This window comes from Streptomyces sp. NPDC002853, from assembly GCF_053591915.1.
In genome coordinates, this window is the sequence record NZ_JBSFUS010000010.1 from 320,502 (window position 1) to 347,165 (window position 26,664).

Annotated in this window: 26 protein-coding genes; 14 read left to right on the forward strand and 12 right to left on the reverse strand. The window is 69.6% G+C overall.

Annotated features, from left to right (window positions below; all coding sequences use genetic code 11):
• The first annotated feature begins 35 nt into the window (after positions 1-35).
• Positions 36-1,493 carry an aldehyde dehydrogenase family protein gene (locus tag ACWD02_RS28400; protein WP_451215235.1) on the forward strand — a complete coding sequence of 486 codons (1,458 nt, stop codon included), beginning with the start codon at positions 36-38 and terminating at the stop codon, positions 1,491-1,493.
• Between the two features lie 159 nt (positions 1,494-1,652).
• Positions 1,653-2,198, forward strand: a complete 546-nt coding sequence (locus tag ACWD02_RS28405; RefSeq protein WP_451215236.1) for a DinB family protein — start codon at positions 1,653-1,655, stop codon at positions 2,196-2,198.
• Positions 2,199-2,207: 9 nt separating this feature from the next.
• On the opposite strand, the gene ACWD02_RS28410 is transcribed toward ACWD02_RS28405, so the two are convergent.
• On the reverse strand, positions 2,208-2,801 hold the full coding sequence (locus ACWD02_RS28410) for a bleomycin resistance protein (RefSeq protein ID WP_451215237.1): 594 nt from the start codon (positions 2,799-2,801) through the stop codon (positions 2,208-2,210).
• Positions 2,802-2,843: 42 nt separating this feature from the next.
• On the opposite strand from ACWD02_RS28410, the gene ACWD02_RS28415 reads away from it, so the two are divergent.
• The 3 genes from ACWD02_RS28415 (at position 2,844) to ACWD02_RS28425 (ending at position 5,404) form a co-directional block, all read left to right on the forward strand.
• The gene (locus ACWD02_RS28415; protein ID WP_451215238.1) at positions 2,844-3,485 is read left to right on the forward strand and encodes a PadR family transcriptional regulator; all 642 of its coding nucleotides are present in this window, start codon (positions 2,844-2,846) and stop codon (positions 3,483-3,485) included.
• A gap of 120 nt (positions 3,486-3,605) precedes the next feature.
• Positions 3,606-4,580 carry an ATP-binding cassette domain-containing protein gene (locus ACWD02_RS28420; RefSeq protein WP_451215239.1) on the forward strand — a complete coding sequence of 325 codons (975 nt, stop codon included), beginning with the start codon at positions 3,606-3,608 and terminating at the stop codon, positions 4,578-4,580.
• On the forward strand, positions 4,577-5,404 hold the full coding sequence (locus ACWD02_RS28425) for an ABC transporter permease (RefSeq protein WP_451215240.1): 828 nt from the start codon (positions 4,577-4,579) through the stop codon (positions 5,402-5,404). The genes ACWD02_RS28420 and ACWD02_RS28425 overlap by 4 nt, the downstream gene beginning before the upstream one ends.
• Positions 5,405-5,417: 13 nt before the next feature.
• Here ACWD02_RS28425 and ACWD02_RS28430 read toward each other — a convergent pair whose 3' ends face one another.
• Positions 5,418-6,845 (reverse strand): glutamate decarboxylase, encoded by a 1,428-nt coding sequence (locus ACWD02_RS28430; protein WP_451215241.1) that lies wholly within the window; start codon positions 6,843-6,845, stop codon positions 5,418-5,420.
• Positions 6,846-7,001: 156 nt separating this feature from the next.
• On the opposite strand from ACWD02_RS28430, the gene ACWD02_RS28435 reads away from it, so the two are divergent.
• On the forward strand, positions 7,002-7,760 hold the full coding sequence (locus ACWD02_RS28435) for a MerR family transcriptional regulator (protein ID WP_451215355.1): 759 nt from the start codon (positions 7,002-7,004) through the stop codon (positions 7,758-7,760).
• An 83-nt stretch (positions 7,761-7,843) separates the two neighbouring features.
• On the opposite strand, the gene ACWD02_RS28440 is transcribed toward ACWD02_RS28435, so the two are convergent.
• Entirely contained in the window at positions 7,844-8,212 is a 369-nt protein-coding gene (locus ACWD02_RS28440; RefSeq protein WP_451215242.1) for a YbjQ family protein, read from the reverse strand.
• A 139-nt stretch (positions 8,213-8,351) separates the two neighbouring features.
• Here ACWD02_RS28440 and ACWD02_RS28445 point away from each other — a divergent pair, with 139 nt between their 5' ends.
• Positions 8,352-9,044: a DedA family protein gene (locus tag ACWD02_RS28445; RefSeq protein WP_451215243.1), complete on the forward strand. Its 693-nt coding sequence runs from the start codon at positions 8,352-8,354 to the stop codon at positions 9,042-9,044.
• A gap of 21 nt (positions 9,045-9,065) precedes the next feature.
• Here the strand turns inward: ACWD02_RS28445 and ACWD02_RS28450 are convergent, their stop codons facing one another.
• Positions 9,066-10,739: a threonine/serine ThrE exporter family protein gene (locus tag ACWD02_RS28450; protein ID WP_451215244.1), complete on the reverse strand. Its 1,674-nt coding sequence runs from the start codon at positions 10,737-10,739 to the stop codon at positions 9,066-9,068.
• A gap of 129 nt (positions 10,740-10,868) precedes the next feature.
• Positions 10,869-11,357, reverse strand: coding sequence for an inorganic diphosphatase (locus ACWD02_RS28455; protein ID WP_135330561.1), 489 nt, complete (start codon positions 11,355-11,357; stop codon positions 10,869-10,871).
• An 85-nt stretch (positions 11,358-11,442) separates the two neighbouring features.
• Between ACWD02_RS28455 and dacB the strand changes: the two genes are divergently transcribed.
• From dacB to folE, 6 genes are all read left to right on the forward strand, one after another.
• Positions 11,443-13,023, forward strand: coding sequence for a D-alanyl-D-alanine carboxypeptidase/D-alanyl-D-alanine endopeptidase (dacB, locus tag ACWD02_RS28460; RefSeq protein ID WP_451215245.1), 1,581 nt, complete (start codon positions 11,443-11,445; stop codon positions 13,021-13,023).
• Between the two features lie 97 nt (positions 13,024-13,120).
• The gene (locus tag ACWD02_RS28465) at positions 13,121-14,239 is read left to right on the forward strand and encodes a zinc-dependent metalloprotease (protein WP_365826079.1); all 1,119 of its coding nucleotides are present in this window, start codon (positions 13,121-13,123) and stop codon (positions 14,237-14,239) included.
• Positions 14,240-14,475: 236 nt separating this feature from the next.
• On the forward strand, positions 14,476-15,600 hold the full coding sequence (tilS, locus tag ACWD02_RS28470) for a tRNA lysidine(34) synthetase TilS (RefSeq protein WP_451215246.1): 1,125 nt from the start codon (positions 14,476-14,478) through the stop codon (positions 15,598-15,600).
• Positions 15,601-15,651: 51 nt separating this feature from the next.
• Positions 15,652-16,212: a hypoxanthine phosphoribosyltransferase gene (gene hpt, locus ACWD02_RS28475; protein ID WP_451215247.1), complete on the forward strand. Its 561-nt coding sequence runs from the start codon at positions 15,652-15,654 to the stop codon at positions 16,210-16,212.
• A 204-nt stretch (positions 16,213-16,416) separates the two neighbouring features.
• Positions 16,417-18,441: an ATP-dependent zinc metalloprotease FtsH gene (gene ftsH / locus ACWD02_RS28480; protein ID WP_363210592.1), complete on the forward strand. Its 2,025-nt coding sequence runs from the start codon at positions 16,417-16,419 to the stop codon at positions 18,439-18,441.
• Positions 18,442-18,573: 132 nt separating this feature from the next.
• A complete protein-coding gene (folE, locus tag ACWD02_RS28485; protein ID WP_344522535.1) occupies positions 18,574-19,179 on the forward strand; it encodes a GTP cyclohydrolase I FolE in 606 nt (201 codons plus the stop codon).
• Positions 19,180-19,186: 7 nt separating this feature from the next.
• On the opposite strand, the gene ACWD02_RS28490 is transcribed toward folE, so the two are convergent.
• The 6 genes from ACWD02_RS28490 to ACWD02_RS28515 form a co-directional block, all read right to left on the reverse strand.
• Complete coding sequence (locus tag ACWD02_RS28490) at positions 19,187-19,672, reverse strand: DUF3180 domain-containing protein (protein ID WP_451215248.1); 486 nt, start codon at positions 19,670-19,672, stop codon at positions 19,187-19,189.
• A gap of 84 nt (positions 19,673-19,756) precedes the next feature.
• Positions 19,757-20,368 carry a 2-amino-4-hydroxy-6-hydroxymethyldihydropteridine diphosphokinase gene (folK, locus tag ACWD02_RS28495; protein WP_451215249.1) on the reverse strand — a complete coding sequence of 204 codons (612 nt, stop codon included), beginning with the start codon at positions 20,366-20,368 and terminating at the stop codon, positions 19,757-19,759.
• Positions 20,365-20,724, reverse strand: coding sequence for a dihydroneopterin aldolase (gene folB / locus ACWD02_RS28500; RefSeq protein WP_160506392.1), 360 nt, complete (start codon positions 20,722-20,724; stop codon positions 20,365-20,367). Before folB ends, folK begins: the two co-directional genes overlap by 4 nt.
• Positions 20,725-20,857: 133 nt before the next feature.
• The gene (locus tag ACWD02_RS28505; protein WP_451215250.1) at positions 20,858-21,385 is read right to left on the reverse strand and encodes a nuclear transport factor 2 family protein; all 528 of its coding nucleotides are present in this window, start codon (positions 21,383-21,385) and stop codon (positions 20,858-20,860) included.
• On the reverse strand, positions 21,382-22,254 hold the full coding sequence (gene folP / locus ACWD02_RS28510; RefSeq protein ID WP_451215251.1) for a dihydropteroate synthase: 873 nt from the start codon (positions 22,252-22,254) through the stop codon (positions 21,382-21,384). The genes ACWD02_RS28505 and folP overlap by 4 nt, the downstream gene beginning before the upstream one ends.
• A 30-nt stretch (positions 22,255-22,284) precedes the next feature.
• Positions 22,285-24,162, reverse strand: coding sequence for a phosphatidylglycerol lysyltransferase domain-containing protein (locus ACWD02_RS28515; protein WP_451215252.1), 1,878 nt, complete (start codon positions 24,160-24,162; stop codon positions 22,285-22,287).
• A gap of 187 nt (positions 24,163-24,349) precedes the next feature.
• Here ACWD02_RS28515 and ACWD02_RS28520 point away from each other — a divergent pair, with 187 nt between their 5' ends.
• Positions 24,350-25,468 carry an alpha/beta hydrolase gene (locus ACWD02_RS28520; protein ID WP_451215253.1) on the forward strand — a complete coding sequence of 373 codons (1,119 nt, stop codon included), beginning with the start codon at positions 24,350-24,352 and terminating at the stop codon, positions 25,466-25,468.
• 4 nt (positions 25,469-25,472) lie between these two features.
• On the opposite strand, the gene ACWD02_RS28525 is transcribed toward ACWD02_RS28520, so the two are convergent.
• A complete protein-coding gene (locus ACWD02_RS28525) occupies positions 25,473-26,630 on the reverse strand; it encodes an ABC transporter ATP-binding protein (protein WP_451215254.1) in 1,158 nt (385 codons plus the stop codon).
• Between the last annotated feature and the right edge of the window lie 34 nt (positions 26,631-26,664).

Here is a 26,664-nt window from a genome sequence, read left to right on the forward strand (position 1 = left end):
GGTGTCTGCATCGTCTGTCTGCGGCAAGGGGTCTCATGTCCTTCTTCACTGACCTGGCTCACCAGTACATCGACGGTGAGTGGAAGGCCGGTTCCGGCTCCTGGGACATCATCGACTTCAATCCGTACGACGGGGAGAAGCTGGCGTCGATCACCGTGGCGACGGCCGACGAAGTGGACCAGGCCTACCGAGCGGCCGAGCGCGCGCAGAAGGAGTGGGGCTCGACCAGCCCTTACGCCCGGCGCGCGGTCCTCGAGCGTGCCCTGCGCATCATCGAGGACCGTGAGGAAGAGATATCCGAGGCGATAGTCGCCGAGCTGGGCGGCACCCGGCTCAAGGCCGCCTTCGAGCTCCACCTCACCAAGGAGTTCCTGCGCGAGGCGGTGAACTTCGCGCTGTTGCCCGAGGGCCGCATCCTGCCGTCGCCCGGCGAGGGCAAGGAGAACCGCCTCTATCGCGAGCCGGTGGGTGTGATCGGAGCCATCAGCCCGTTCAACTTCCCTCTCCTGCTCTCCACCAAGACCGTCGCCCCCGCGCTGGCCCTCGGCAACGCGGTGGTGCTCAAGCCCCACCAGAACGCTCCGGTGACGGGCGGCAGCCTCCTCGCGAAGGTGTTCGAGGACGCGGGCCTGCCGGCCGGCGTGCTGAACGTGGTCATCACCGACATCGCCGAGATCAACGACGCGTTCATCGAGCACCCGGTGCCGAGCGTCATCTCCTTCACCGGCTCGGACCGCGTGGGCCGCCATGTCGCCACGGTCTGCGCCTCGCACTTCAAGCGTTCCATCCTGGAGCTCGGCGGCAACAGCGCGCTGGTCGTCCTGGACGACGCGGACATCGACTACGCCGTGGACGCGGCGGTCTTCAGCCGCTTCGTGCACCAGGGCCAGGTCTGCATGGCCGCCAACCGCATCCTCGTGGACCGGTCGCTGGAGGCGGAGTTCACCGCGAAGTTCGTCGCGAAGGTCGCCTCGCTGAACGTCGGCGACCCGGCGGACCCGGCCACCCACATCGGCCCGCTGATCAACTCCTCGCAGGCGGAAGCGGTGACGAAGCTCGTCGACCAGACCGTGGCGGCGGGCGCGAAGGCGCTGCTGCACGGCCGCACCGAGGGCAATCTGGTGGCGCCCACCGTCCTGACGGACCTGCCGGCCGACTCTCCCGCCCTGCGGCAGGAGATCTTCGGCCCGGTGGCGCTGCTCATGCCCTTCGACGGCGAGGAAGAGGCCGTCCGCATCGCCAACGACTCCCCGTACGGGCTCAGCGGCGCCGTTCACACCGCCGACGTCGAGCGCGGAGTGCGGTTCGCGCGGCGGATCGACAGCGGCATGTTCCACGTGAACGACGGCACCGTGCACGACGAGCCGATCGTGCCCTTCGGCGGCGAGAAGGCCTCGGGTGTCGGCCGCCTGAACGGCGACTCGACGGTGGAGGCGTTCACGACGCAGAAGTGGATCTCGGTGCAGCACGGGCGCTCGCAGTTCCCCTTCTGAGCCACCCGGGCCACGAGCCACCTGATCCACCCGACCCACCCGATCCACCCGAGAACTCGCGGACCCTTGCGGACAGAACCTGACCGCAAGGGTCCGTAACGTTCGTGGTGTCGGAAAGCCCGGCAGGCTCCACCTGGCCCTCCAAGAGAGGCGGACCCCATGGTCACCCACGTCAACGCAGAGGCCCCCGGCGACGAGCGCGGCGCTCTGCTCGCCTTCCTCGACGCGGAGCGCGGCGGCATCCGGCGGGCCCTGCTCGGCCTGACCGACGAGCAGGCGGCCACGAAGCCGAGCGCCAGTGAACTCTCGCTCTCCGGGCTGCTCAAGCATGTCGCGGAGGTCGAGGAGAGCTGGATCTCGCGGGCCATGGGTGTCGCCCCCGCCATCGAGCGCACCGAGGCGAACTGGGACGAGTGCTTCCGCCTGACCGAGGGCGAGACGGTCGACTCCGCGCTCGCGTACTGGCGCCAAGTAGCCGAGCGCACGGAGGAGTTCATCCGCTCCCGGCCCACGCTCGACGAGACCTTCGCGCTTCCGGACGAGCCGTGGTTCCCGAAGGAGGACGTGTCGATGCGGTGGGTCCTGCTGCGCCTGATCAGCGAGATGGCCCGGCACTCGGGCCACGCCGACATCATCCGCGAGACCCTCGACGGCAAGACCGCCTTCGAGCTGGTGGCCCTGGAGCGCGGGGAGAGCTGGGGCTAGACCCTGCGGTCAGGGGCCGTCGAGCTGTGCGGCCATCTCCGCCCGCAGGGCGTGCAACTCCCGCAGCTGGTCGGGGGTGGGGGTGCCGTCGGCGGCGAGGGCGCGGTCGATGACGCGGAGGGCGGCCGCGTGGTCCTGCTTGGACTCGCCGAGGAGGATGGCCTGGTGCAGGGCGCGCGCGTACCTCTCCCTCGGTACCGGCGTGTGCTCGAAGGACTCGGCGATGGGCTGCCCGATGCGTACGCAGTTGCCGGCCGGGTCCGACATCAGGAACTGCCGGACGCCGTAGCTCATGTCCCGCACGGTCCCGATCCGGGGCAGGCCGCGGGTCGGTATCCGGCCGAGGGTCTGTTTGAGCCCGGTGCGGAAGGCCTCGTGGAGGGCGTCCACGCGGTCGGTCACGACGTAGCAGGTGCTGTACGAGGCCTGCGGGTCGTAACCCTTGAGGCGGAAGAACTGGAGCTCCATGTCGTCGCGCCGCACCACGGCGAACGCGTTGGGGGCCTTTTGGTAGAAGGTGACCTCGAAGCCGACGGCCTTGTAGAAATCAAGGGTCTCGTCGAGCTCATGGCAGGGCAGGAGAGGGATCATTGTCTCGGCCATGCCGCTACTCTAATCAAAATTGATTAGAAGGAGGTGGCTTTGATGTCGGCGATCCGACTCCTTGTCCTCGGCGCCGTCCGTCAGCACGGACGGGCCCACGGCTATCAGGTCCGCAACGACCTGGAGTACTGGGGCGCCCACGAGTGGTCCAACGCCAAGCCCGGCTCGATCTACCACGCGCTGAAGCAGATGGCCAAGCAAGGCCTGCTCCTCGCGCACGAGATCGCCCCCTCGACGGCAGGCGGCCCGCCGCGCACGGAGTACGAGATCACCGAGGCGGGCACCGAGGAGTTCCTGAACCTGCTCCGGTCGAACCTCGTCTCGTACGACCAACGGCCTGACATGCTCTCCGCGGCGCTCGGCTTCATCGTCGACCTGCCCCGTGCCGAGGCGGCCGACCTGCTGAGGCAACGGGTGGCGGGCATCGAGGAGTGGCGCAGGTCCGTGACCGAGTACTACACGCCCGAGGAGGGTCCGGAGCAGCTCGGGCACATCGGCGAGATCATGAACCTCTGGGTCCACACGGCCGACGGGGGCGTGGAGTGGACACGCGGACTGATCGAACGGATCGAGGGCGGGGCGTACACGTTCGCGGGGGAGGGGGAGCCCTTTGTGGGCGTCCTCGCCGAGGGTGAGGAGAACCCGTTCGGGGCCGGGGAGCCGCACGCGGGGGACGACCTCTGAGCCGCAGGCGATCCAACCACTGATCAAGTTTGACTAATTCGGGATTCGGGGATACCTTCCCTCGCGTTGGATTCGTAGTCAAGTTTGACTACAGGGAGCCAGGGGTTCGGAGGGAGTCGGATGACGGACGCGATCACTGTCGAGGGCGCACGGAAGCGGTACGGGGAGAAGTGGGCGCTCGACGGCCTTGACCTGACGGTCGGGCGCGGCACGGTGCACGGCGTGCTCGGCCCGAACGGCGCCGGCAAGACCACCGCGGTGCGGGTGCTCGCCACGCTGCTGCGGGCGGACGAGGGCCGGGTGGAGGTCGCCGGGTACGACGTGCGGCGCAGTCCCGACGAGGTGCGCAGGCGCATCGGGCTGCTCGGTCAGCATGCCGCCCTGGACGAGGAGTTGAGCGGCCGGCAGAACCTGGACATGTTCGGGCGGCTCCACCACCTGGGCGCACGCCACGCGCGCGTGCGGGCCGACGAGCTCCTGGAGCGGTTCGGGCTCGGGGACACCGGCCGCAAGGCGGTCAAGCAGTACAGCGGCGGCATGCGGCGCCGCCTCGACCTGGCGGCCTCGCTCATCACGGAGCCCGACGTGCTGTTCCTGGACGAGCCGACGACCGGACTCGACCCCCGCGGACGCACGGAGGTCTGGGAGGCGGTGCGCTCACTGGTCGACGGCGGCACGACGGTGCTGCTCACCACGCAGTACCTCGAAGAGGCGGACCAGCTCGCCCACCGCATCTCGGTGATCGACCGGGGCCGGGTCATCGCCGATGGCACGGCGGACGAGCTCAAGTCGAAGACGGGCGGCGACCGCATCGACGTGGTGGTGCGCGACGCGGCCCAACTGGAGCTGGCGGCAGGTCTCCTGCCCGGCGACGCCACCGTGGACGCCGACCGCCGCCTCGCCAGTGCCCCGGTCGCCGACCGCATGGAGGCGCTCACCGGCGTCGTACAGGCCCTGCGCGAGGCCGGTGTCGAGGCCGAGGACATCGCGGTGCGCAGGCCGACCCTGGACGAGGTGTTCCTGCGCCTGACGGGCCGGGCGGACGATCAGGAGCGCACGACCGGCGGCCAGGAACGTACGAAGGAGACCGTGTGAGCACGACGACGATCAGCCGTACGCCGGGGGCGGGCTCCTCGCCCGTCCGATGGGCCGCGATCGACTCCTGGACCATGACGCGGCGCGAACTCGCGCACTGGGCGCGCCAGCCCGTGCAGGTGCTCGTCGGCCTGGTCTTCCCGGTGATGCTGCTGCTGATGTTCAACTACCTGATCGGCGGCGGGAAGGGCATCGCGGGCGACTACGCCGAGTTCCTGGTGCCCGGCATGTTCGCACTGACCATGGCCTTCGGCCTGGACGCGACCATGGTCGCCGTCACCCAGGACCTCAACAAGGGCGTGATCGACCGCTTCCGGTCCATGCCGATGACCAACGGCGCGGTGCTTGTCGGCCGTTCGGTCGCGGACATGCTGCAGTCGTTCGCCTCGCTGCTCGTCATGATCGGCGTCGGCCTCGCGATCGGCTGGCGCTGGCACGGCTCCTTCGGGGCGGCGCTCGGCGCGGTCGGGCTGCTGCTCCTGCTGCGGTTCGCGATGCTCTGGATCGGCATCCACCTGGCGATGGTCGCGGGCAAGCCGGAGCTGGTCATGGCCGTGCAGATCCTGGTCTGGCCGGTCGGGTTCCTCTCCAACGCCTTCACGGTTCCGCAGAACATGCCGGGCTGGCTCGGCGCGACGGTCGAGTGGAACCCGATGTCGGCGACGGCCACGGCGGTCCGCGACCTGTTCGGCAACGACCCCGGCGTCGTGGGCACTTCATGGGCCGCCGAGCACGCGGGACTGCTCGCGGTGGTGTGGCCCGTGGTCCTCGTGGGGGTGTTCATGCCGCTCGCGGTGCGCAGGTTCGGCGGCCTCAGCAAGTAGCGTCAGAAGGGCGCTAGTGGTGGAAGCCCGTCGCCGCGTCCCTGTCCCGGGTGAAGGGATGCGGCTGGCGCCGCAGTTCGGGCAGCAGGCTGCGCAGATCCTCCAGGAAGAGCTCCGCGAGGTCGGCCGTGAAGCCGTTGCGGCAGACCACGCGCAGGACCGCCAGATCCTCGCGGTGGGCCGGGAAGGTGTACGCGGGGACCAGCCAGCCGCGCTCGCGAAGCCGCCGGGACACGTCGAAGACGTCGTACGCCTTCACGTCGTCCGACGTCGTGAAGGCGAACACCGGCAGCTGGTCGCCGCGCGTGATCAGCCGGAAGTCGCCGAGCGCCTCGACACGTTCCGCGAGGCCGCGGGCGACGTCCCTGGCCGCCTGCTGGACCGCGCGGTAGCCCTCGCGGCCCAGGCGCAGGAAGGTGTAGTACTGCGCGGCGACCTGCGCGCCCGGCCGGGAGAAGTTCAGCGCGAACGTCGGCATGTCACCGCCGAGGTAGTTCACCCGGAACACCAGCTCCTCCGGAAGCGCCTCCGCGTCCCGCCACAGCGCCCAGCCGACGCCCGGATAGACCAGGCCGTACTTGTGGCCCGACGTGTTGATGGACGCCACTCTCGGCAGCCGGAAGTCCCACTCCAGGTCTTCGTCGAGGAAGGGCGCCACCATCGCGCCCGACGCCCCGTCGACGTGCACGGGGATGTCGAGGCCGGTGCGCTCCTGGAGGTCGTCCAGGGCCGCGCAGAGCTCGGCCACCGGCTCGTACGACCCGTCGAAGGTGGAGCCGAGCACGGCCACCACGCCGATCGTGTTCTCGTCGCAGAGCTCGGCTGCGGCCTCCGGGTCGAGGTGGAAACGGTCGCCCTCCATGGGGACCTGGCGCGCCTCGACCTCCCAGAAGTTGCAGAACTTGTCCCAGCAGACCTGGACGTTGACGCCCATGACCAGGTTCGGGCGCGCGGTGCGGGACGGGTAGCGGTCGCTGTTCCGCTTGTCCTTGGCCCAGCGGCGCTTGAGCGCCATCCCGGCCAGCATGCACGCCTCGCTCGACCCGGTCGTCGAGCAGCCGACGGCGAGCGAGGGGTCCGGCGCGTGCCACAGGTCGGCGAGCATGGCCACGCAGCGCCGCTCCAGCTCGGCGGTGTGCGGGTACTCGTCCTTGTCGATCATGTTCTTGTCCCGGCACTCGCCCATCAGGACGCCGGCCTGCGGCTCCATCCACGTCGTGACGAAGGTCGCGAGGTTCAGGCGCGAGTTGCCGTCCAGCATCAGCTCGTCGTGCACCAGCTGGTATGCCGTCGTGGGAGGCAGCGGCCCGTCGGGGAGGCGGTGCTTGGGCGGGGCCTCGGTCATGCCGCTGACCGGGTTCGCCTCTCCGTAGAAGGGGTTCACCGCGAGGGTGCGCCCCTTGGAGTCACCGTCCGGGTCCTCGCTGCGGTGGAGCGGCATGGCGGTCTCCTCGGGGCCGTGAGGTTCTCTGGCGTGCCTTTCGTGTCCCTTCTGGCGAGGATATGGGCGGTTGCCGGGGTCTGCACTTGCACCTCACGTGGCGTGAGGATCCAGGCTGAGGCGTGTACCGAGAGAGGGGCGCAAGCCATGAGCCACGTGAGCTATTCCGTGGGACAGGTCGCCGGTTTCGCCGGAGTGACGGTGCGCACGCTGCACCACTACGACGAGATCGGTCTGCTCGCACCCGGCGAGCGCAGCCACGCGGGCCACCGGCGCTACGACGACGGCGACCTGGACCGGCTGCAGCAGATCCTGTTCTACCGGGAGCTCGGCTTCCCCCTCGACGAGGTGGCGGCCCTTCTGGACGACCCGGACACGGACCCGCGTGCGCACCTGCGCCGCCAGCACGAGCTGCTGACCGCCCGGATCACCAGACTCCAGGAGATGGCCGCCGCCGTCGAGAACGCCATGGAGGCGAAGAAGATGGGCATCAACCTCACTCCCGAGGAGAAGTTCGAGGTCTTCGGGGACCACGACCCCGAGCAGTACGCGGAGGAGGTCGAGCGGCGCTGGGGCGACACCGACGGCTACAAGGAGTCGCAGCGCAGGGCCGCCTCGTACACCAAGGAGGACTGGCAGCGGATCAACGACACGTTCGACGCGGTGCACGCGCGCATGGCCGACGCGCTCGCCCGGGGCCTGCCCGCGGACTCCCGGGAGGCGATGGACGTCGCGGAGGAACACCGCGGCTCCATCTGCCGTTTCCACTACGACTGCTCGCACGAGATCCACACCTGCCTCGGCGAGATGTACGTGACGGACGAGCGGTTCACGGCCACCTACGAGGCGATCCGGCCCGGGCTCGCCGTCTACATGCGGGACGCGATTTCGGCGAACGCGGCGCGCAACAGCTGAGCGGGGAGCGGGAGCGGGAGCGGGTACGGGGAGAGCGGGTAAGGGGCGTCCACCATGGGTGGGCGCCCCTTACCCGTCTTCTCTCAGGCTTCCTTGGTGATCACGGCTGCCGTGCCGTAGGCGCACACCTCGGTGCCCACGTCCGCGGCCTCGGTCACGTCGAAGCGCATCATCAGGACCGCGTTGGCGCCACGCGCGCGTGCCTGCTCGATGAGGCGCTCCATGGCCTGGTTCCGGGTCTCCACCAGCGTTTTCGTGAGTCCCTTCAACTCGCCTCCGATCATGGACTTGAGACCGGCGCCGATCTGGCTGCCCAAGTGCCGGGAGCGAACGGTGAGGCCGAAGACCTCACCGATAACCTGTTGTACGCGGTAGCCCGGTACGTCGTTCGTCGTCACGACCAGTACGTCGGAGAGCGGGTCGGTGCCACCGCCGAAGTCTTCGATACCCATGGCACACAGCTTTGCCCCGGAACACGCACAGTGCACCCTGGGGAGAACACTGGAACCTGGGCACGTCACCTCGCGTTGATAGCTTTGGGCGGCCATCCCCCCCGCCGCATCGCCCTCTCACCCACAGGAGCCCCGAACCGTGACGACGCTTGCGCTCGGACCAAGCTGGCTGGACCCGGATTACCTCCTGAACACGTTCGGGGTCTGGGGTCTGCTCGCGATCGTCTTCGCCGAGTCGGGCCTGCTCATCGGCTTCTTCCTGCCGGGTGACTCGCTGCTGTTCACGACGGGTCTGCTGATCACGACGAAGCAGCTCGACTTCCCGCTCTGGCTCTGCATCGTCCTCATCTGCATCGCCGCGATCCTCGGCGACCAGGCGGGCTACCTCTTCGGCAAGAAGGTCGGCCCCGCGCTCTTCAACCGCCCGGACTCCAAGCTGTTCAAGCAGGAGAACGTGGTCAAGGCGCACGAGTTCTTCGAGAAGTACGGCCCGAAGTCGCTGGTCCTGGCCCGCTTCGTGCCCATCGTGCGGACGTTCACGCCGATCATCGCCGGCGTCAGCGGCATGCGGTACCGCTCGTTCATCACGTTCAACATCATCGGCGGCATCCTGTGGGGTGCCGGTGTCACGATGCTCGGCGCCTGGCTCGGCAAGATCGACTTCGTGCACAAGAACATCGAGGCGATCCTCATCCTGATCGTCCTGATCTCGGTGGTGCCGATCGCGATCGAGTTCCTGCGGGCCCGCAGCAAGTCCAAGAAGGCCGCGGCAGCCGGGGGCGAGACCCCCGGCGCGGCCCCGGCCTCCCGCGGCCGGCACGCCAAGCGGTAGGACGGACGCCGGGACCCGGGGTCAGAAGCCTCGGGTCCGCTTGGCCGCCCGGCGGTTCGCCGCGGTGGTGGCGCCCGGGATCTTGAGGATCATCCGCGAGACCTCGCTCCCCAGGTTCACGCCGATCGCGATGGCCAGTGCCGTCGCCGCCGCCTTGGTGAGCGAGTTGATGCCCGTGTTCATGTCGTTCTGCGCGAGCGCCAGCAGACCGAAGTACGTGGCGCTACCGGGCAGCAGCGGGCCGATGGCCGCGGTGACGTACGGCAGCGAGGAAGCGAAGCGGTACCGCGAGAAGAGCTGGCCGAACAGACCCACGAGCCCGGCCGCGACGGCCGTCGCGGCCACCGGCGAGAGCGCGATCGAGGTCTGCGCGAGCGCGCCGTACATGACCCAGGCGATACCGCCGTTGAGGGTCACGATGAGCACGGTGTGACGTTCCTGCTGGAGCAGTATCGCGAAGGCGAGACTCAGCGCCATCGACGCCAGGATCTGGATCACCGGGCGCGAGTCGGTCGCCACGAACGCCGTCTCCGGCTGCAGGCTCGTCGCGTCGAGCATCACGCCGAGCGACAGGACGAGCAGGACGCCGCAGACGATGCCCACGACGAGATAGCAGACCTCTAGCAGGCGGGCGGCCGCCGTGATGTAGTAGCCGGTCAGGCCGTCCTGAACACCCGCGACCAGGGCTCTTCCGGGGATCAGCGCGAAGAGGCCACCGGTGATCACAGCGGAGGCGTTGACCTCCTGGGAGTGCACGAGGCTGAGCGTGACGCCCATCGCCGCGGGCGGCATCGCGGCGCCCACGAACTGGTAGAACTCCGGAAGGCCGCGGCCCGCGCACAGCCAGGCGAGCCGGTCACCGAGCATCGCGCCGAACGCCGCGACCAGGAAGACCAGCGCGCCACCGCCGACGAGCACCGAGGCCGAACCCGCGAGCAGCCCGCTGGCCGCCGTGAGCGCCCAGCCGGGGTACGGGTGACGGTTACGCCGGATCGCCGCCAGACGGCGGTAGGCCTCTTCCAGGGTGATGTCGATGTCCGTGTCGCTGATGTCGTCCACCAGCTGGAAGACGGCCGCGAGACGGGTGTAGTCGGTGCCCCGGCGACGCACCGTCCTGGAGGCGGTGATCGGGTCCTCCACCAGGGACGGCTGGTGCGAGATCGAGAGCAGCGTGAACGTGACGGTCGGCTCGCAGCGGTCAAGGCCGTAGCTGCGGCAGACGGCGAACATCGCCGCTTCCACGTCCTCGGCGCCCTCGCCGCCCGCGAGGAGCAGCTCGCCGATACGCAGCGTCAGGTCGAGCACACGCGGCACCGCGGGCCCGGTCTCGTCCTCGTGCTTCTGCGTGGCCTCCGGCGTGGGCCGCTCGGCGACCGGCATGCGCAGCATCGTGCGCATCTGGTCCTGCCAGGGCGTCTCCTTGGTGAGCTTCACCAGGGGTATGCCGTGCGGGGGCGTGAACGCGGGCGGCGCGTTGCGGGAGCTGTAGGTGTGCGGCGTGGTGAACGCCGACTTCTCCGTCTCCTGCGTGGTCGTCGAGGGAGTCGCGAAGCCGTTCGGGATCGCGAACTCGGACGTGGTCTGCGACTCGTCCTCGGGTGGTGGTGGCTGCTGCATCACGCCGGTGGGCTGAGTGAACGCACTCCGTGCCTCGTCCGACTGTGGCTTGCGGTCTTCGGCCTCCTGGTCAGCCACTTTCACTGCCTCGCTCCCACATACGTACCTTGTGCACCTCCAGTACGAACAGTATGCGCACAGATACGCGAACGGGCCGCGCGGTCTTCGTGAAGATCGCGCGGCCCGTCAGAGGCGGGGCAGGGGCACTCAGTGACCCTGGGCCTCCGCACGCTTGTACGACTTCTCGATCTCGGCCTCGGCGTCCGCGCGGCCGACCCAGTCGGCGCCCTCGACGGACTTGCCGGGCTCCAGGTCCTTGTAGACCTCGAAGAAGTGCTGGATCTCCAGGCGGTCGAACTCGGAGACGTGGTGGATGTCGCGCAGGTGCTCCACACGGGGGTCTGACGCCGGGACGCAGAGCAGCTTGTCGTCGCCGCCCGCCTCGTCGGTCATCCGGAACATGCCGATCGCGCGGCACTTGATGAGACAGCCCGGGAAGGTCGGCTCGTCCAGGATGACGAGGGCGTCCAGCGGGTCACCGTCCTCGCCGAGGGTGTTCTCGACGAAGCCGTAGTCCGCGGGGTAGCTGGTCGACGTGAAGAGGCGACGGTCCAAGCGGATCCGGCCGGTCTCGTGGTCCACCTCGTACTTGTTCCGCGAACCCTTCGGAATCTCGATGGTGACGTCGAACTCCACGGGTGGCTCCTCCATGATCAGCACATACTTCGGGTGGTTAAGTGTCCCTCACGCAGATGTGTGATCGCGAAAGGGGCTGGTCGTCGTGCCCGAGCTCAAGCCTTGGCAGCAGACCCGGCAGCAGGTCGGGAAGCTGCTGGAGCAGCTTCCCAAGCCGTCGGCTCCCAAGATCTCCGCCGCTCTCAAGATTCCTGCGAAGCGCAAGACCTTGCAGCTCACGGCGGGTGCGGCCACTGTCGGACTCGCGATCGCGGCTGGTGCCGTGGCCGCGGCCGGCCCCTGGGACTCCTCGGGTCAGCGTACGGCCGAGCGGGACTGGGCGGCTTCTCAGGAGGCCGGGGGTGGCACAGATCACGGCGGTCGTACGTCCGGACGGGCTCCCGCGGACGCCCCGAGCGCCCCGTCCGTGCTCAAGGGCCTCGGAGTGCCCGCCGGCTCCGCGCACGGCGGCTCCGCGCCCGCTCCGGACGGCAAGGCGGTGGCCGGGGTCCTCGATCCGCTCCTGAAGGCCAAGGCGCTGGGCCCCGAACGCTCGGCGGTCGTGATCGACGCGGGCACCGGGCGGCGGGTCTACGGCAAGGGCGGCGGCGAGGCCCTGACGCCCGCGTCCACCACCAAGATCGCCACGGCGGTCGCGGCGCTGACCTCGGCGGGAGCGGACCACCGCATCACCACGAAGACGGTCATCGAGCCGGACTCCAAGGAGGTCGTCCTGGTCGGCGGCGGCGACCCCACGCTCACCGCACGCAAGGACGGCCCGTTCTCGGGAAGCGCCGCCAGCCTGCGCGAGCTGGCCGAGGACACCGCCCGCGCCCTGAAGGAGCGCGGCACCGAGAAAGTGACCCTGACGTACGACACCTCGCTCTACAGCGGGGAGCAGCAGCACCCCATCGGCCCGAACGAGAACCTCACCCTGGTCAGCGCCCTGATGGCCGACGAGGGCCGCCTCGACGACTCCTCCAGCGGCCCCGCCCCGCGCTCGGGCGACCCGGCGGGCGACGCGGCCAAGAAGTTCGCCGGCCTCCTCGAGAAGGAGGGCATCGAGACCGGCACCGTCGGGAAGGACAAGAAGGACCCCGGCCCGTCCAAGGCGGGCGACCGGGCCGAGTCCCTGGCCAAGGTCGAGTCACCGCCCCTCTCGGCGCTCGTCGAGCGGATGCTGACGCACAGCGACAACGACATCGCCGAGGCGCTGGCCCGCCAGACGGCGCTCGCCTCGAAGGAGCCGGCGAGCTTCGACGGCGCCGGCCGGGCGATCGACGCGCAGCTCAAGAAGGCGCAGCTGCCGCTCGACGGAACGAAGTTCGCCGACGGCAGCGGCCTGGACCGCGCCGACCGCAGCTCGGCCGAGCTGCTCGCCGCGCTCCTGGCCCGCGCCGCCGACCCCGCCCACCCCGAACTGCGCTCCGTGGTGACGGGCCTGCCGGTGGCGGGCTTCACGGGCACCCTGGTGGACCGCTACCCCAAGGACTCCCCGGGCACCGGCGTCGTCCGCGCCAAGACCGGCACCCTGACGGGCGTGAACACCCTGGCGGGCACGGTCGTCGACAGGGAGGGCCGCCTCCTGGTCTTCGCCTTCATGACGACAGGCACGACGGACCCCAAGGCTGCCCAGGCGGCACTGGACGAGATGGCATCAGCGGTGGCGAAGTGCGGTTGCCGCTGATGCTGGCCACGCCTCGTTGACCCCTACGGGCGCGGAGTGGGGCAATCTCGGGGTTCAACCCCCTCCGCAGGCGGACACGACCACGTACCGTTGACGCATGACGAGCATCGGTGGTGCGGAGATGGTCGACTGGAATCTCGCGGTGGCGACCGCGACCCGGCTCGTGCGGCCGGGTCCAGAAGTGAGCCGGGACGAGGCACGGGCCATCGTCGCCGAGCTCCGGAAGCATGCGAAGTCCTCGGAGGAGCACGTCCGGGCCTTCACCCGGATGGGCACGGAGGACATTCACGACACCCCGGTGCTCGTCGTCGACCGAGCCGGCTGGATCAAGGCGAACGTCGCCGGTTTCCGGGAGATCCTCAAGCCCCTCCTGGACAAGATGCAGGACCGTCGCTCCGGCGGTCCGGGCGCCGTGCTCGGTGCGGTCGGCGGCAAGGTCACCGGCGTGGAGCTGGGCATGCTGCTCTCCTTCCTCGCCTCACGCGTCCTCGGGCAGTACGAGACCTTCGCCCCGGCCACCCGCGACCTCCCCGCGGGGGAGCACGGCGGCGGCAGGCTCCTCCTCGTGGCCCCGAACATCGTGCACGTCGAGCGCGAACTCGACGTGGACCCCCATGACTTCAGGCTCTGGGTGTGCCTGCACGAGGAAACGCACCGCACCCAGTTCTCGGCCGTGCCCTGGCTGCGTGACCACCTCGAAGGCGAGATCCAGGCGTTCCTCTCGGAGACCGAGGTCGACCCGATGACGGTCCTGGAACGCATCAGGGAAGCGGCCCAGTCCCTCGCGGGCGGCCGCCCCGAGGGCGAGGAGGACGACGGGGGCCGCTCCATCGTGGAGCTGGTCCAGACCCCCGCCCAGCGCGAGATCCTCGCCCGGCTCACGGCGGTCATGTCGCTCCTCGAGGGCCACGCGGACTTCGTGATGGACGGAGTCGGGCCGGACGTGGTGCCCTCCGTCGCCGAGATCCGGGAGAAATTCCAGCAGCGCAGGGCGCGCGGGGCGAGCCGCCTTGACCAAGCCCTGCGCAAGCTCCTCGGCCTCGACGCGAAATTGCGCCAATACCGCGACGGCGAGCGTTTCGTGCGCGCGGTCGTCGGCGAGGTCGGAATGGACGGCTTCAACCGGGTCTGGACTTCGCCGAACACGCTGCCCACCAAGTCGGAGATCGCCAAACCCGCGGACTGGGTCGCGCGGGTGCACCGTAAGGGAGAGTGAGGACAGCAGGGGAGCGAGTTGCGGCCGATGGCACGTGAACGCCCCTGCAATCACCCGTCCGAGGGACCGTGAGCCATGGGTAGGCGTGCAATGCTCGGGGAACGGCTCGGCTCTGTCACCATCGACACACTCTGAGTGACTAACCTCTGGGGATCTGCCTGAGGCCCGATCTCCCGAGTGTGGTCCTCAGCGACAGGTCCGAGGCTCACCCCCGAACTTCATGAAGGGAACCGGACATGGGTCCCCATCCTGCGGTCGCGGCGATACGCCTGGCGGTTCGCCGCGTACTCCACGACGTACTGACCGACGTACAGCGCACCGACGTACAGCGCACCGACACCCGGCGCCGCGACCAGAGGCGCCCCGACGCACAGCGCACGCCCGAGCTCGTCCCCCCGCGCCCCGCTCACCCCCACCCTCCACACGAGCCGGCCACGTCGCCACTCGTGCTTGTCGCCTGCTCCGGCGGCGCCGACTCCATGGCGCTCGCGTCCGCCCTCGCCTTCGAGGCCCCCAAGCTCGGCATCCGCGCCGGTGGCGTCACCGTCGACCACGGACTGCAGGACGGGTCGGATCTGCGCGCCGCCGAAGTCGTCTCGCGGCTCACCGCACTCGGCCTCGACCCGATCGAGTCCGTCGCCGTCGACGTCGGCAGGGACGGCGGCCCGGAAGCCGCGGCCCGCGACGCGAGATACGGCGCGCTCGACGCCGTCGCCGAGCGCCACGGCGCCGCCGCGATCCTGCTCGGCCACACCCGCGACGACCAGGCGGAGACCGTCCTGCTCGGGCTCGCCCGCGGCTCCGGCATCCGCTCCCTGTCCGGGATGGCGGCCGTGTCGGGCGGCCCGGGGGCCGACCGCCGCTACCGCCGCCCCTTCCTGCACATCGACCGGCAGACCGCCCGCAAGGCCTGCATGGTCCAGTCGCTGCCCGTGTGGGACGACCCGCACAACACCGACCCCGCCTACACACGCTCGCGGCTGCGGCACGAGGGCCTGCCCGCCCTGGAGAAGGCCCTCGGCAAGGGCGTCGTGGAAGCACTCGCCCGTACGGCCCAGTTGTCCCGGGATGACGCCGACGCCTTGGACCACTGGGCCGCACAGGCGGAAGCTTCCGTGCGCGACGCCGCGGGACTCCTGGAGTGCGCCAAGCTCTACGCCCTGCCGCCCGCCGTGCGCCGCCGCATCGTCCGCCGCGCCGCCATCGAGGCGGGCGCCCCGGCCGGTGCGCTGTTCGCCCGGCACCTCGAAGAGGTCGACCGGCTGATCACGGGCTGGCGCGGCCAGGGAGCCATCAATCTCCCGGGCAAAGTCGTCGCCCAGCGCCAGGGTGGCAGACTGGTCATCCGGCAAGGCTGTTGACCGAGAGGCCCCTGGGCTTCGCACAGCCGGTGTGACGGACGACCGAAAGTGATGCGGGTGGACGCGAAAGACATGGGCACCGACCTTCAGTCGGTGCTCATCACCAAGGAAGAGATCGACGCGAAGCTGGCAGAGCTGGCCGCGAAGATCGACGCGGAGTACGAGGGCAAGGACCTGCTGATCGTCGGTGTGCTCAAGGGCGCGGTGATGGTCATGGCGGACCTGGCGCGTGCGCTGTCCACCCCGCTCACCATGGACTGGATGGCCGTGTCGTCGTACGGCGCGGGCACCCAGTCCTCCGGTGTCGTGCGGATCCTCAAGGACCTGGACACCGACATCAAGGGCAAGCACGTCCTGATCGTCGAGGACATCATCGACTCCGGTCTGACGCTGTCCTGGCTGCTCTCCAACCTCGGCTCGCGCGAGCCCGCGTCGCTGAAGGTGTGCACGCTGCTCCGCAAGCCCGAGGCGGCCAAGGTCGCGATCGACGTGGAGTGGGTCGGCTTCGACATCCCGAACGAGTTCGTCATCGGGTACGGCCTGGACTACGCGGAGAAGTACCGCAATCTGCCGTTCGTCGGCACCCTTGCCCCGCACGTCTACGGCGGCTGATCACCGGGCCTCCCGGCCCTCTCCCGGCCAACTCGTCGGAGGCGGCCGGGAACCCTCACCCGTTTCCCCGCGTTGAAGCATGCGAAGACGGGTTTGTCAGCCGTCCCGTGCGGCTTCGGGTGACAATGCTGGGGTACCGTCCGAAGAACAGTCTTTATCAAACTCACTATGGCAGGAGGGACGGGGCGTCATCGCTCCGTATGGATGGACGTGAAGCGATACTTCCGTGGGCCAGTCATGTGGATCGTGCTGGCCGTCCTTGCCGTGGTCGTGTTGATGCAGGTCGTCGGTTCGTCCGGCGGCTACAAGACGGTGGACACCGGCCAGGTTGTGCAGGCGATCAACGACGACAAGGTCGAATCCGCCAAGCTCACGACCGGTGACGAGCGGACCATCAAGGTCGAGCTCAAGGACGGCCAGAAGGTCAAGGACAGCAGCAAGATCCAGGCGAGCTACATCGGCGACCAAGGCGTCGCCATCGCCAACACCTTGCAGGAGAAGTTCGAGGACAAGAAGATCCCGGACGGTTACACCGTCTCGGAGTCGAAGCAGAACCCGTTCGTCGGCATCCTGCTCTCCCTGCTCCCCTTCGTACTCATCGTCGTCGTCTTCCTGTTCCTGATGAATCAGATGCAGGGCGGCGGCTCCCGGGTCATGCAGTTCGGGAAGTCCAAGGCCAAGCTGATCACCAAGGACACCCCGAAGACGACGTTCTCCGACGTCGCCGGCTCGGACGAGGCCGTCGAGGAACTCCACGAGATCAAGGAATTCCTCCAGGAGCCTGCGAAGTTCCAGGCCGTCGGAGCCAAGATCCCCAAGGGCGTGCTCCTGTACGGGCCGCCTGGTACGGGCAAGACGCTCCTCGCGCGCGCCGTCGCGGGCGAGGCCGGCGTTCCCTTCTACTCGATCTCCGGTTCCGACTTCGTCGAGATGTTCGTCGGTGTGGGTGCCTCGCGTGTGCGTGACCTCTTCGAGCAGGCCAAGGCGAACGCCCCGGCGATCGTCTTCGTCGACGAGATCGACGCCGTCGGCCGGCACCGCGGTGCCGGTATGGGCGGCGGTCACGACGAGCGCGAGCAGACCCTTAACCAGCTGCTCGTCGAGATGGACGGCTTCGACGTGAAGGGCGGCGTCATCCTGATCGCCGCCACGAACCGCCCCGACATCCTCGACCCGGCGCTGCTTCGCCCCGGCCGTTTCGACCGTCAGATCGCGGTCGACCGTCCGGACATGCAGGGCCGTCTGGAGATCCTCAAGGTTCACCAGAAGGGCAAGCCGGTCGCCCCGGACGTCGACCTGGGTGCGGTGGCACGGCGTACGCCGGGCTTCACCGGCGCCGACCTGTCGAACGTGCTGAACGAAGCGGCGCTCCTCACGGCGCGCGGCGACAAGAAGCTGATCGACAACCACTCGCTCGACGAGGCGATCGACCGTGTCGTGGCCGGTCCGCAGAAGCGGACGCGGATCATGTCCGACAAGGAGAAGAAGATCACCGCGTACCACGAGGGCGGACACGCCCTGGTCGCGGCGGCATCTCCCAACTCGGACCCGGTCCACAAGATCACGATCCTGTCGCGCGGCAGAGCCCTCGGTTACACGATGGTCCTGCCGGACGAGGACAAGTACTCGACCACGCGCAACGAAATGCTCGACCAGTTGGCGTACATGCTGGGCGGGCGCGCGGCCGAGGAGCTCGTCTTCCACGACCCGACGACGGGCGCGGCGAACGACATCGAGAAGGCCACCGCGACCGCACGGGCCATGGTCACGCAGTACGGCATGACCGAGCGGCTCGGCGCGATCAAGTTCGGTGGCGACAACACCGAGCCGTTCCTGGGCCGCGAGATGGGTCACCCGCGCGACTACTCGGAAGAGGTCGCGGCGCTGGTCGACGAAGAGGTCAAGAAGCTCATCGAGACCGCGCACAACGAAGCCTGGGAGATCCTGGTCGAGAACCGCGACGTTCTCGACAACCTGGTTCTGCAGCTCCTCGAGAAGGAGACGCTGAACAAGGAGCAGATCGCCGAGGTCTTCGCCGGCATCGTGAAGCGCCCGGCCCGCCCGGCGTGGACCGGTTCCTCGCGGCGCACGCCCTCGACCCGCCCGCCGGTGCTCTCCCCCCGGGAGCTGTCACTGACGAACGGTGCGAACGGCGCCACGCCCGCGGTGACCGCCGGCCCGACGGAGACGCCGATCGACGTGACCAAGGAGGATCGCCCCGAAGGCTGATCCCCCCGGTCGCCTCAACAGGCCCGGAATGGAAGCTGCGCCCCCCTGGTTCTAGCCTGGGGGGCGCAGCTTTTCGTACGCGGCAGCGCTTTCGTACGCAGTGACGCATGGAACGCAAGGAACGAGGCACAGATGACCGACCCCGTGACGCTTGACGGCGAGGGCACGATCGGCGTTTTCGACGAGAAGCGGGCCGAGAACGCCGTGCGTGAGCTGCTGATCGCGGTCGGGGAGGACCCGGACCGCGAGGGCCTCAGGGAGACGCCGGGCCGTGTGGCACGCGCGTACAAGGAGATATTCGGCGGCCTGTGGCTCAAGGCGGAGGACGTCCTGACGACGACGTTCGACCTCGGCCACGACGAGATGGTCCTGGTGAAGGACATCGAGGTGCAGAGCTCGTGTGAGCATCACCTGGTCCCGTTCCACGGTGTCGCGCACGTCGGCTACATCCCGTCCTCCGACGGCAAGATCACCGGCCTGTCGAAGCTCGCCCGCCTCGTGGACGTGTACGCACGCCGTCCGCAGGTCCAGGAGCGGCTGACCACGCAGGTCGCCGACTCACTGATGGAGATCCTGGAGCCGCGCGGCGTCATCGTGGTCGTCGAGTGCGAGCACATGTGCATGACCATGCGCGGGGTGCGCAAGCCCGGCGCCAAGACGATCACCTCGGCGGTGCGCGGGCAGCTGCGCGACCCGGCGACGCGCAATGAGGCGATGAGCCTCATCATGGCGCGCTAGCGGAAGGTCAGGCGGCCGCGGCCGTTCCGCCCGTTTCGTCGTCGTCCTCCGGGAGCCTGCAGACGCGCTCCAGGAAGAAGGCGGCCGCTATGACCGCGATGCCGGCCACCAGGGAGAGGCCGGCGTAGATCGCCTGGTCGCGGCGGGACGGGACGTCCAGATACTCCAGGAGGAAGGCGCCCGTGCCGCCGTACATCCCGGCGACCAGGGCAGCCACCAGGGCGCTCGCCTGGCCGAAGACGACCGCGCGGGCGGCCATCATCGGCTCGACGCCCTTGGCTCCGGGGCGCCGCTCGCGCTGTGCGCGCAGCCGGGCGCGCAGGGAGAGGGCCGTGGCCAGCAGGACCGCGGCGATCACCGCGAGCACGATGGGCGCGGCCAGCGGGACCCGCGGGAGGGTGCCCACGGAGTCCCACAGCCGGGCGCCCGCCCAGGACAGCACGCCGGCCACCAGGAAGAGGCCGATCAGTGTCCTGATGCGCAGCTGCTTCACGGATGACCCTTCATCGTCGTACGGACCGCTTCTTGTCGAGCTTCTTGTCGATCTCGATCGTGCGGGTCCGATAGACCCTAACGATTACTCGGGCAGGCGGAGTTCCAGGTCGACACGGGGCGTGACGCCTTCGCGGGTGACCTTGGAGAGCAGGTCGGCCACTTCGCCACGTCCGGCCAGCTGGGCCTCGGGCTCCACGTCGTGCCAGGGGGCCAGCACGAAGGCACGTTCGTGCGCGCGCGGGTGGGGGAGCGTGAGGTCGGGGTCGTCCGAGACGACGTCCGCGTACGCCACGATGTCGACGTCGATCGTGCGGGCGGCCCAGCGCTCGTCGCGTACGCGGTGGAAGGCCTCCTCGATGGCGTGCGCCCGCTCCAGGAGCGAGGAGGGCGGCAGGGTCGTCTTCACCACGACCACCGCGTTGAAGTACGACGGCTGGGTGCCGGGGTCGACGCCCCAGGGCTCCGTCTCGTACACCGGGGAGACGGCCTTGACGCGCAGGCCGGGGGTGTCCTCCAGGGCGTCGACGGCGCCCTGCAGCGTCTCCAGGCGGTTGCCGAGATTGCTGCCGAGGGAGATCACGGCGCGTTTGGGGTTGGAGAGGGTGGTGTCGGCGGCGTCGACCTGCTCCACGACGGCGGTGGGCACCGGCTGGACGGTCGGGTCGCTCTGCCCTTGCGTGGAAAACGCGGTCATACTCGGCTCCGGGTGATGGTGACGGTCACGTCGTCGAAGGGGACGGTGATCGGGGCGTCCGGTTTGTGGACGCACACCTCGACCTCCAGGACTCCTTCGTGCTTCAGACACGTCTGTGCGATGCGCTCGGCGAGGGTCTCGATGAGGTCCACCGGGTCGCCTTCGACGGCGGCCACGACCTCCTCGGCCACGACGCCGTAGTGCACGGTCTTCGCCAGGTCGTCGTCGGCGGCGGCCGCACGGGTGTCCAGGCCAAGAACCAGGTCCACGATGAAGGTCTGGCCCTCTTCGCGTTCCCGCGGAAAGACGCCGTGGTGTCCACGGGCCTTGAGGCCGCGCAGCGCGACACGATCCACGCGAATCACTCCTGCAATCGTCGTTATCGGCAGGCCTGCACCGAGTGCGGTCGGCACACCAGCCTCGATCGAATCTACCTGCGCGCACTGACAGCCCTCGTCCGCGGGGGCTCCCGGAATCGCCCCTACCCACTCAAGAGGGTGTGTCCTCGCCCTCTTCGTCGTCGGTTTCGGCGAGTACGGGTGAGGCGTGGTGCGACCAGAGCTTCCATCCGTCGACTGTGCGGCGGAACACATTGGTGGCGACGACGAGCTGGCCGACGAGCGGACCGAGTTCGCCGCCCGCCTCGGGGGGCGGGCCGCCGCTGAGGATGTTCTCCGTGCAGGTCACCAGGGCGGTGTCACCGGCCACACCGACGTGCACGTCGGTCAGGAAGAACTGGATGTACTCGGTGTTCGCCATGATCAGCGCGTACGACCTGAGGACCTCGCCGCGGCCCGTGAGCACCGGCCAGCCGGGGTGCACGCAGGAGATCGCGGCTTCGGCGCCGTCCTCCGCGATGTCCTCGTCGTCCCGGGCGTCGGGATCGTGCGGCTCGGGCGCCGCGTCCGCGTCCAGCCAGAGGTCGGAGAGCTCGTCGAAGTCGCCGCGCTCCAGTGCTTCGTAGAAGGCCGTGTTGGCCAGCTCGACCTGTTCGACGTCGGTCCTTGCCCCGGTCACAGGGGACCGCCCGCCGCGCTGGTCACGGCGTGTGCGACACGGACGGCGTCGGCGGTGGCCCGCACCTCGTGCACACGGACCGCCCACGCGCCCTGGTGGGCGGCGATGGCGGAGACCGCGGCGGTGGCCGCGTCGCGCTCGCGGGCGGGCGGCGGCGCGCCCTCGGGTCCTGCGAGGACGCGGCCGAGGAAGCGCTTGCGGGAGGCGGCGACCAGGATCGGGTGGCCGAGCTCGCGCAGGCGGTCGATGCGGGCCAGGAGCGCCAGGTCGTGCTCCGCGTTCTTGGAGAAACCGAGGCCGGGGTCGACGACGATGCGCTCGGGGGCGATGCCGCCCTCGATGGCGGCCGCCACGCGCGCGTGGAGCTCGTCGACGACTTCGCGGACCACGTCCTCGTACACGGGCGTGGCGTGGATGTCGGCGAGGAAGCCGCGCCAGTGCATGACCACGAAGGGCGCGCCCGCGGCGGCGACCGCGGGGACCATGCGCTCGTCGGCGAGGCCACCGCTGACGTCGTTGACCAGGACGGCGCCCGCGGCCAGGGCCTGCTCGGCGACGGTGGCGCGCATGGTGTCCACGGAGACCGTCACGCCTTCGGCGGCCAGGCCCCGCACGACGGGGACCACGCGTCGCAGCTCCTCGTCCTCGTCCACGCGCGTGGCGCCGGGACGGGTGGACTCACCGCCCACGTCGACCAGGTCGGCGCCCTGGGCGACCAGGTCGATGCCGTGCTTGACGGCGGCCGTGGTGTCGAACCAGCGGCCTCCGTCGGAGAAGGAGTCGGGGGTCACGTTCACGACCCCCATGACCGCACAGCGGCCCCACTGGGGCAGCCCTTCGACCGATCCCCGCCCGCGCAACGTACTCATGCCTCCAGCCTAGGCCCGAGCGGGCGGACGCTATGCCGCCCGGACCTCACGCTCCGCGCTCCGGTGCGGGCAGGGGCGGCGCTGGGCGCCCGCCTTGCGCAGGACGCGGGGCATCGCGAGGGTCACGAAGCCCTCGGCCTGCATGGCCGCGAAGCCGATGCGGGGGAGGTCCTTGGAGGAGCGGTAGACGACGAAGCGGGGCTCCCAGCGGGGGCGGAACTTCGCGTTGAACTTGTACAGGGACTCGATCTGGAACCAGCGGGAGAGGAAGACGAGCAGGCCCCTCCAGGCGCGCAGGACGGGTCCCGCGCCGATCTTCTCGCCGCGGGCGAGGGCCGCGCGGAACATCGCGAAGTTGAGCGAGACGCGGGCGATGCCGAGCTTCGGGGCGGCCTGCAGGGCGGCCACGATGAGCAGCTCGTTCATGCCGGGGTCGGCGGCGCGGTCGCGGCGCATGAGGTCCAGGGAGACGCCGTCCTCGCCCCAGGGGACGAAGTGCAGGACGGCCTTGAGGTCTCCGTAGGGGCCCGGTTCGTCGTCTGCCTTGTGGGCGGTGGCGATCAGACAGTCGCCGTCGTCCGGGTCGCCGATGCGGCCGAGCGCCATGGAGAAGCCGCGTTCGGTGTCGGTGCCGCGCCAGTCGTCGGCGGCGCGCTGTATCCGCTCCAGTTCACGCTCCCCGAGGTCACGCACGCGCCGTACGCGCGTCTCGTAGCCATTGCGCTCGATCCGCTTGACCATCTGGCGTACGTTGCGCATCGCACGCCCGGCCAGGGAGAAATCCACGACGTCCACCACCGCCTCGTCGCCCAGTTCAAGGGCGTCCAGGCCGGTCTCGCGGGTCCAGACCTCCCCGCCGGTCTCGGAGCAGCCCATCACGGCGGGCGTCCAGGAGTGGGCCTTCGCCTCGTCCATGAAGCGCTCGATCGCGCCGGGCCAGGCCTCCACGTCACCGATGGGGTCGCCGCTGGCGAGCATCACCCCGGACACGACGCGGTAGGTGACCGCGGCCTTGCCGCTGGGGGAGAAGACGGCGCCCTTGTCGCGGCGGAGCGCGAAGTGGCCCAGCGAGTCGCGGGCGCCGTGCTTGTCGAGCAGGGCGCGCAGCTTGGCCTCGTCGTCCTCGGTGAGGCGCGCGGCGGGGTGCTCGGGGCGGAAGGCCAGGTAGATGGTGGTGATGGCGGTGAGCAGGCCCAGGGCGCCCAGTGAGCAGGCGACGGTCCAGGACGTGCGTCCGTAGTAGTCGACGGGCCCCTCGAAGCCGAACAGGCCGTACAGGACGTGTGCGAGGCGGTCCGTGATGCTCGGGTCCCCGATGACCTTGCCCGGGTGGACACTGACGATCACGAGGCCAAGGATGATGGAACCGGCCCCGAGGAGCACGAAGTTGGCGAGGGCGCGCCAGCGGCTGCGCGGGTCGGGCAGCGCGGCGAACTCGCTCCGGTGGCGAAGGAGCAGCGTCAGGAGGGCGAGCGAGATCAGTACGCCGATGACCGAGTGCCGGTAGGCGAACTGCGCGACGGCACCGGCCGGTAGCAGCACCACGGCGGCCCGCCAGGCCCGCCGCTTGTGGCGGCGCAGGCCGTGCGCGAGAAGCAGCAGAAGGACGCCGGAGCTGAGCGCGAGCGCGGCGGCGAAGGGGCCGAGCGCGCCGGGCAGGACCTCGGCGATGGCGTGCATACGGCTGTGCCGGAAGCGCGGGAAGACGCCGGCCGCCACGTTCAGCAGGCCCACGAGGGTGCAGGCGCGGGCGACGAGGGTCGGTACGGACTCCGGGCTCGGGCCGCGGAGCAGCCGGCCGAGTCTGCCGTCACGGAGCCGGTCGGGGAGCCCGCCATCACGGAGCCCGCCGGTACGGCGCCGTCCCTCGGGGCGGCTGCCCTCACTGTCCGGAACCCCACCCGACATTTCCGCATCTATCCTGACAGACATCGCATCCCGTGGTTCTGCGAGAGACCTTGATTCCGGCACCAAAACGGCATCCGGCGACATTGCGCCCTCTAGGACGGTCCTTCTGGGAGTCGGGTTCACTCCCGATCGGAAAACCGCCGGAAAAGAACCACGGAACAGGCAGAAAGCGCAGGCAGAACGTTCCATGGGTCTGACGAGCAACAAGCTCCTCGTGTTGGCGGTTCTCCTCGCCGTCCTGCTGTTCATCGGCACGGTCTGGTTCTGGCCGCGCCTGGCCCGCCAGTCCTGGCGGACCGTCACCGGCCGCATCGGGCTGCTCATCGCCACCCAGTTGGCGATCTTCGCCTCGGTCGGCCTCGCCGCCAACCAGGCGTTCGGCTTCTACGCCACGTGGGCGGACCTCTTCGGCCAGGAGACGAGCCCCGGTGTCGTCGTCGACCACGATCCCGCCAAGGGCGGGTCCCCGGTCGACGTGCGCGGCACCCGGCCCGTGAACGTGCCCGGAGGCGGCAGGCCCTCGACGGGCGGCCAGATCCAGAAGGTGGTCGTCAGCGGGAAGGAGGCGGACATAGCGAGCCCCGCGTACGTCTACCTGCCGCCCGAGTACTTCCAGCCGCGGTACGAGAACCGCACGTTCCCGGTGTCCGTCGTGCTGACCGGCTACCCCGGCACCGCCGAGGCGTTGATCAAGGGCCTGCACTACCCGCAGACCGCCCACTCGCTGGCCAGGCGGGACAGGATGCAGCCGATGATCCTGGTCATGATGCGGCCCACCGTGGCGCCGCCGCGCGACACCGAGTGCGTGGACATCCCCGGCGGACCGCAGACCGAGACGTTCTTCGCCAAGGACCTGCCGAACGCCATCTCCGAGCACTACAGGGCGGGGCGCACGGCGGGGAGCTGGGGCGTCATCGGTGACTCGACGGGCGGCTACTGCGCCCTGAAGCTCGCCATGCACCATCCCGACGTGTACGCCGCCGGGGCGGGGCTCTCCGCGTACTACAAGGCGCCCATCGACGTGACGACGGGCGATCTCTTCCACGGCGACAAGGAGTTGGAGGAGCGTGCCGACCTCATGTGGTACCTCGACCACATGCCGGCGCCCAAGACGTCTCTCCTTGTCACCACCAGCAGACAAGGAGAGGACAACTTCGCGGACACCGAGAAGTTCATCGACAAGGTGAAGTCGCCCACCAGGGTCTCGTCCATCACGCTCGACAGCGGCGGGCACAACTTCAACACCTGGCGCCGGGAGATCCCCGCGACCCTGGAGTGGATCAGCGGACGACTGAACGGCAAGTAGCGCCTCAGAGCTTGCTGATGGCCGTGATGGTCTCCAACTCGACCTCTCCGCGCGCGATGTCACGCGCGTCGGCGGCCGTCGACCTGCGCAGCGCCTCGTGCAGCCGGGCCGGGGTGAGGACGCCGAGGAAGCGGCCCTCGCTGTCCTTGTCGATGACCGCGATCCAGCCCGCGTCGTGCTGGAGCATCGTGGCGAACGCCTGCTTGAGGGTGGCGCCCACCGGGAGCCATGCCTCCATGCGGCGGGCGTGATCCCGGACGGCCCCCTTGCCGGTGTGCGCGTGCTCGGCGGAGATCCAGCCGTGCAGGTTGTTCTCGCCGTCCAGGACGACCGCCCACTGGGCGTCGAGCCGCGCGGGCAGCGCGTCGTCCAGGTGCACGACGGGGGGCTGCTCCAGGTCACCCTCCTCGATGGGCGTCACGGAGAGGCGCTTGAGGCCGCGGTCCGCTCCGACGAAGTCCGCCACGTACTCGTTGGCCGGTGCGCCCAGGATCGTCGACGGGGTGTCGAACTGCTCGATGCGTCCGTCTCCGTAGACGGCCATGCGGTCGCCGAGGCGGACCGCCTCCTCGATGTCGTGCGTGACGAAGAGGACGGTCTTGCGGACGGCCTGCTGGAGGCGGAGGAACTCGTTCTGCAGGTGCTCGCGCACCACGGGGTCGACCGCGCCGAACGGCTCGTCCATCAGGAGCACCGGCGGATCGGCCGCGAGGGCGCGGGCCACACCGACCCGCTGGCGCTGCCCTCCGGAGAGCTGCTCGGGGTAGCGGTCGCCGAAGGTGGCGGGATCGAGGCCGACCAGGTCGAGGAGTTCGGCGGCACGCTCGCGGGCCTTGCCGCGCTTCACGCCGAGCAGGTGCGGGACGGTCGCCGTGTTCTCCAGGACCGTCTTGTGCGGAAAGAGGCCGACCTGCTGGATGACATAGCCGATACGGCGCCGGAGTTGCACCGGGTCGGTGGTGGATATGTCATCGCCTTCGACGAATATCCGGCCCTCGGACGGCTCGATGAGACGGTTCACCATCTTCATCGTCGTCGTCTTGCCGCAGCCCGACGGGCCGACGAGCGTGACCAGTTCACCCTCGGCGACCTCGAAGGACAGGTCGTCGACGGCCGTGGTGCCGTCCTCGTACCGTTTGGTGACGTGCTCGAACCGGATCATGATTCCCCATTGTTGCGGGCGTTGTGTAAAGCCC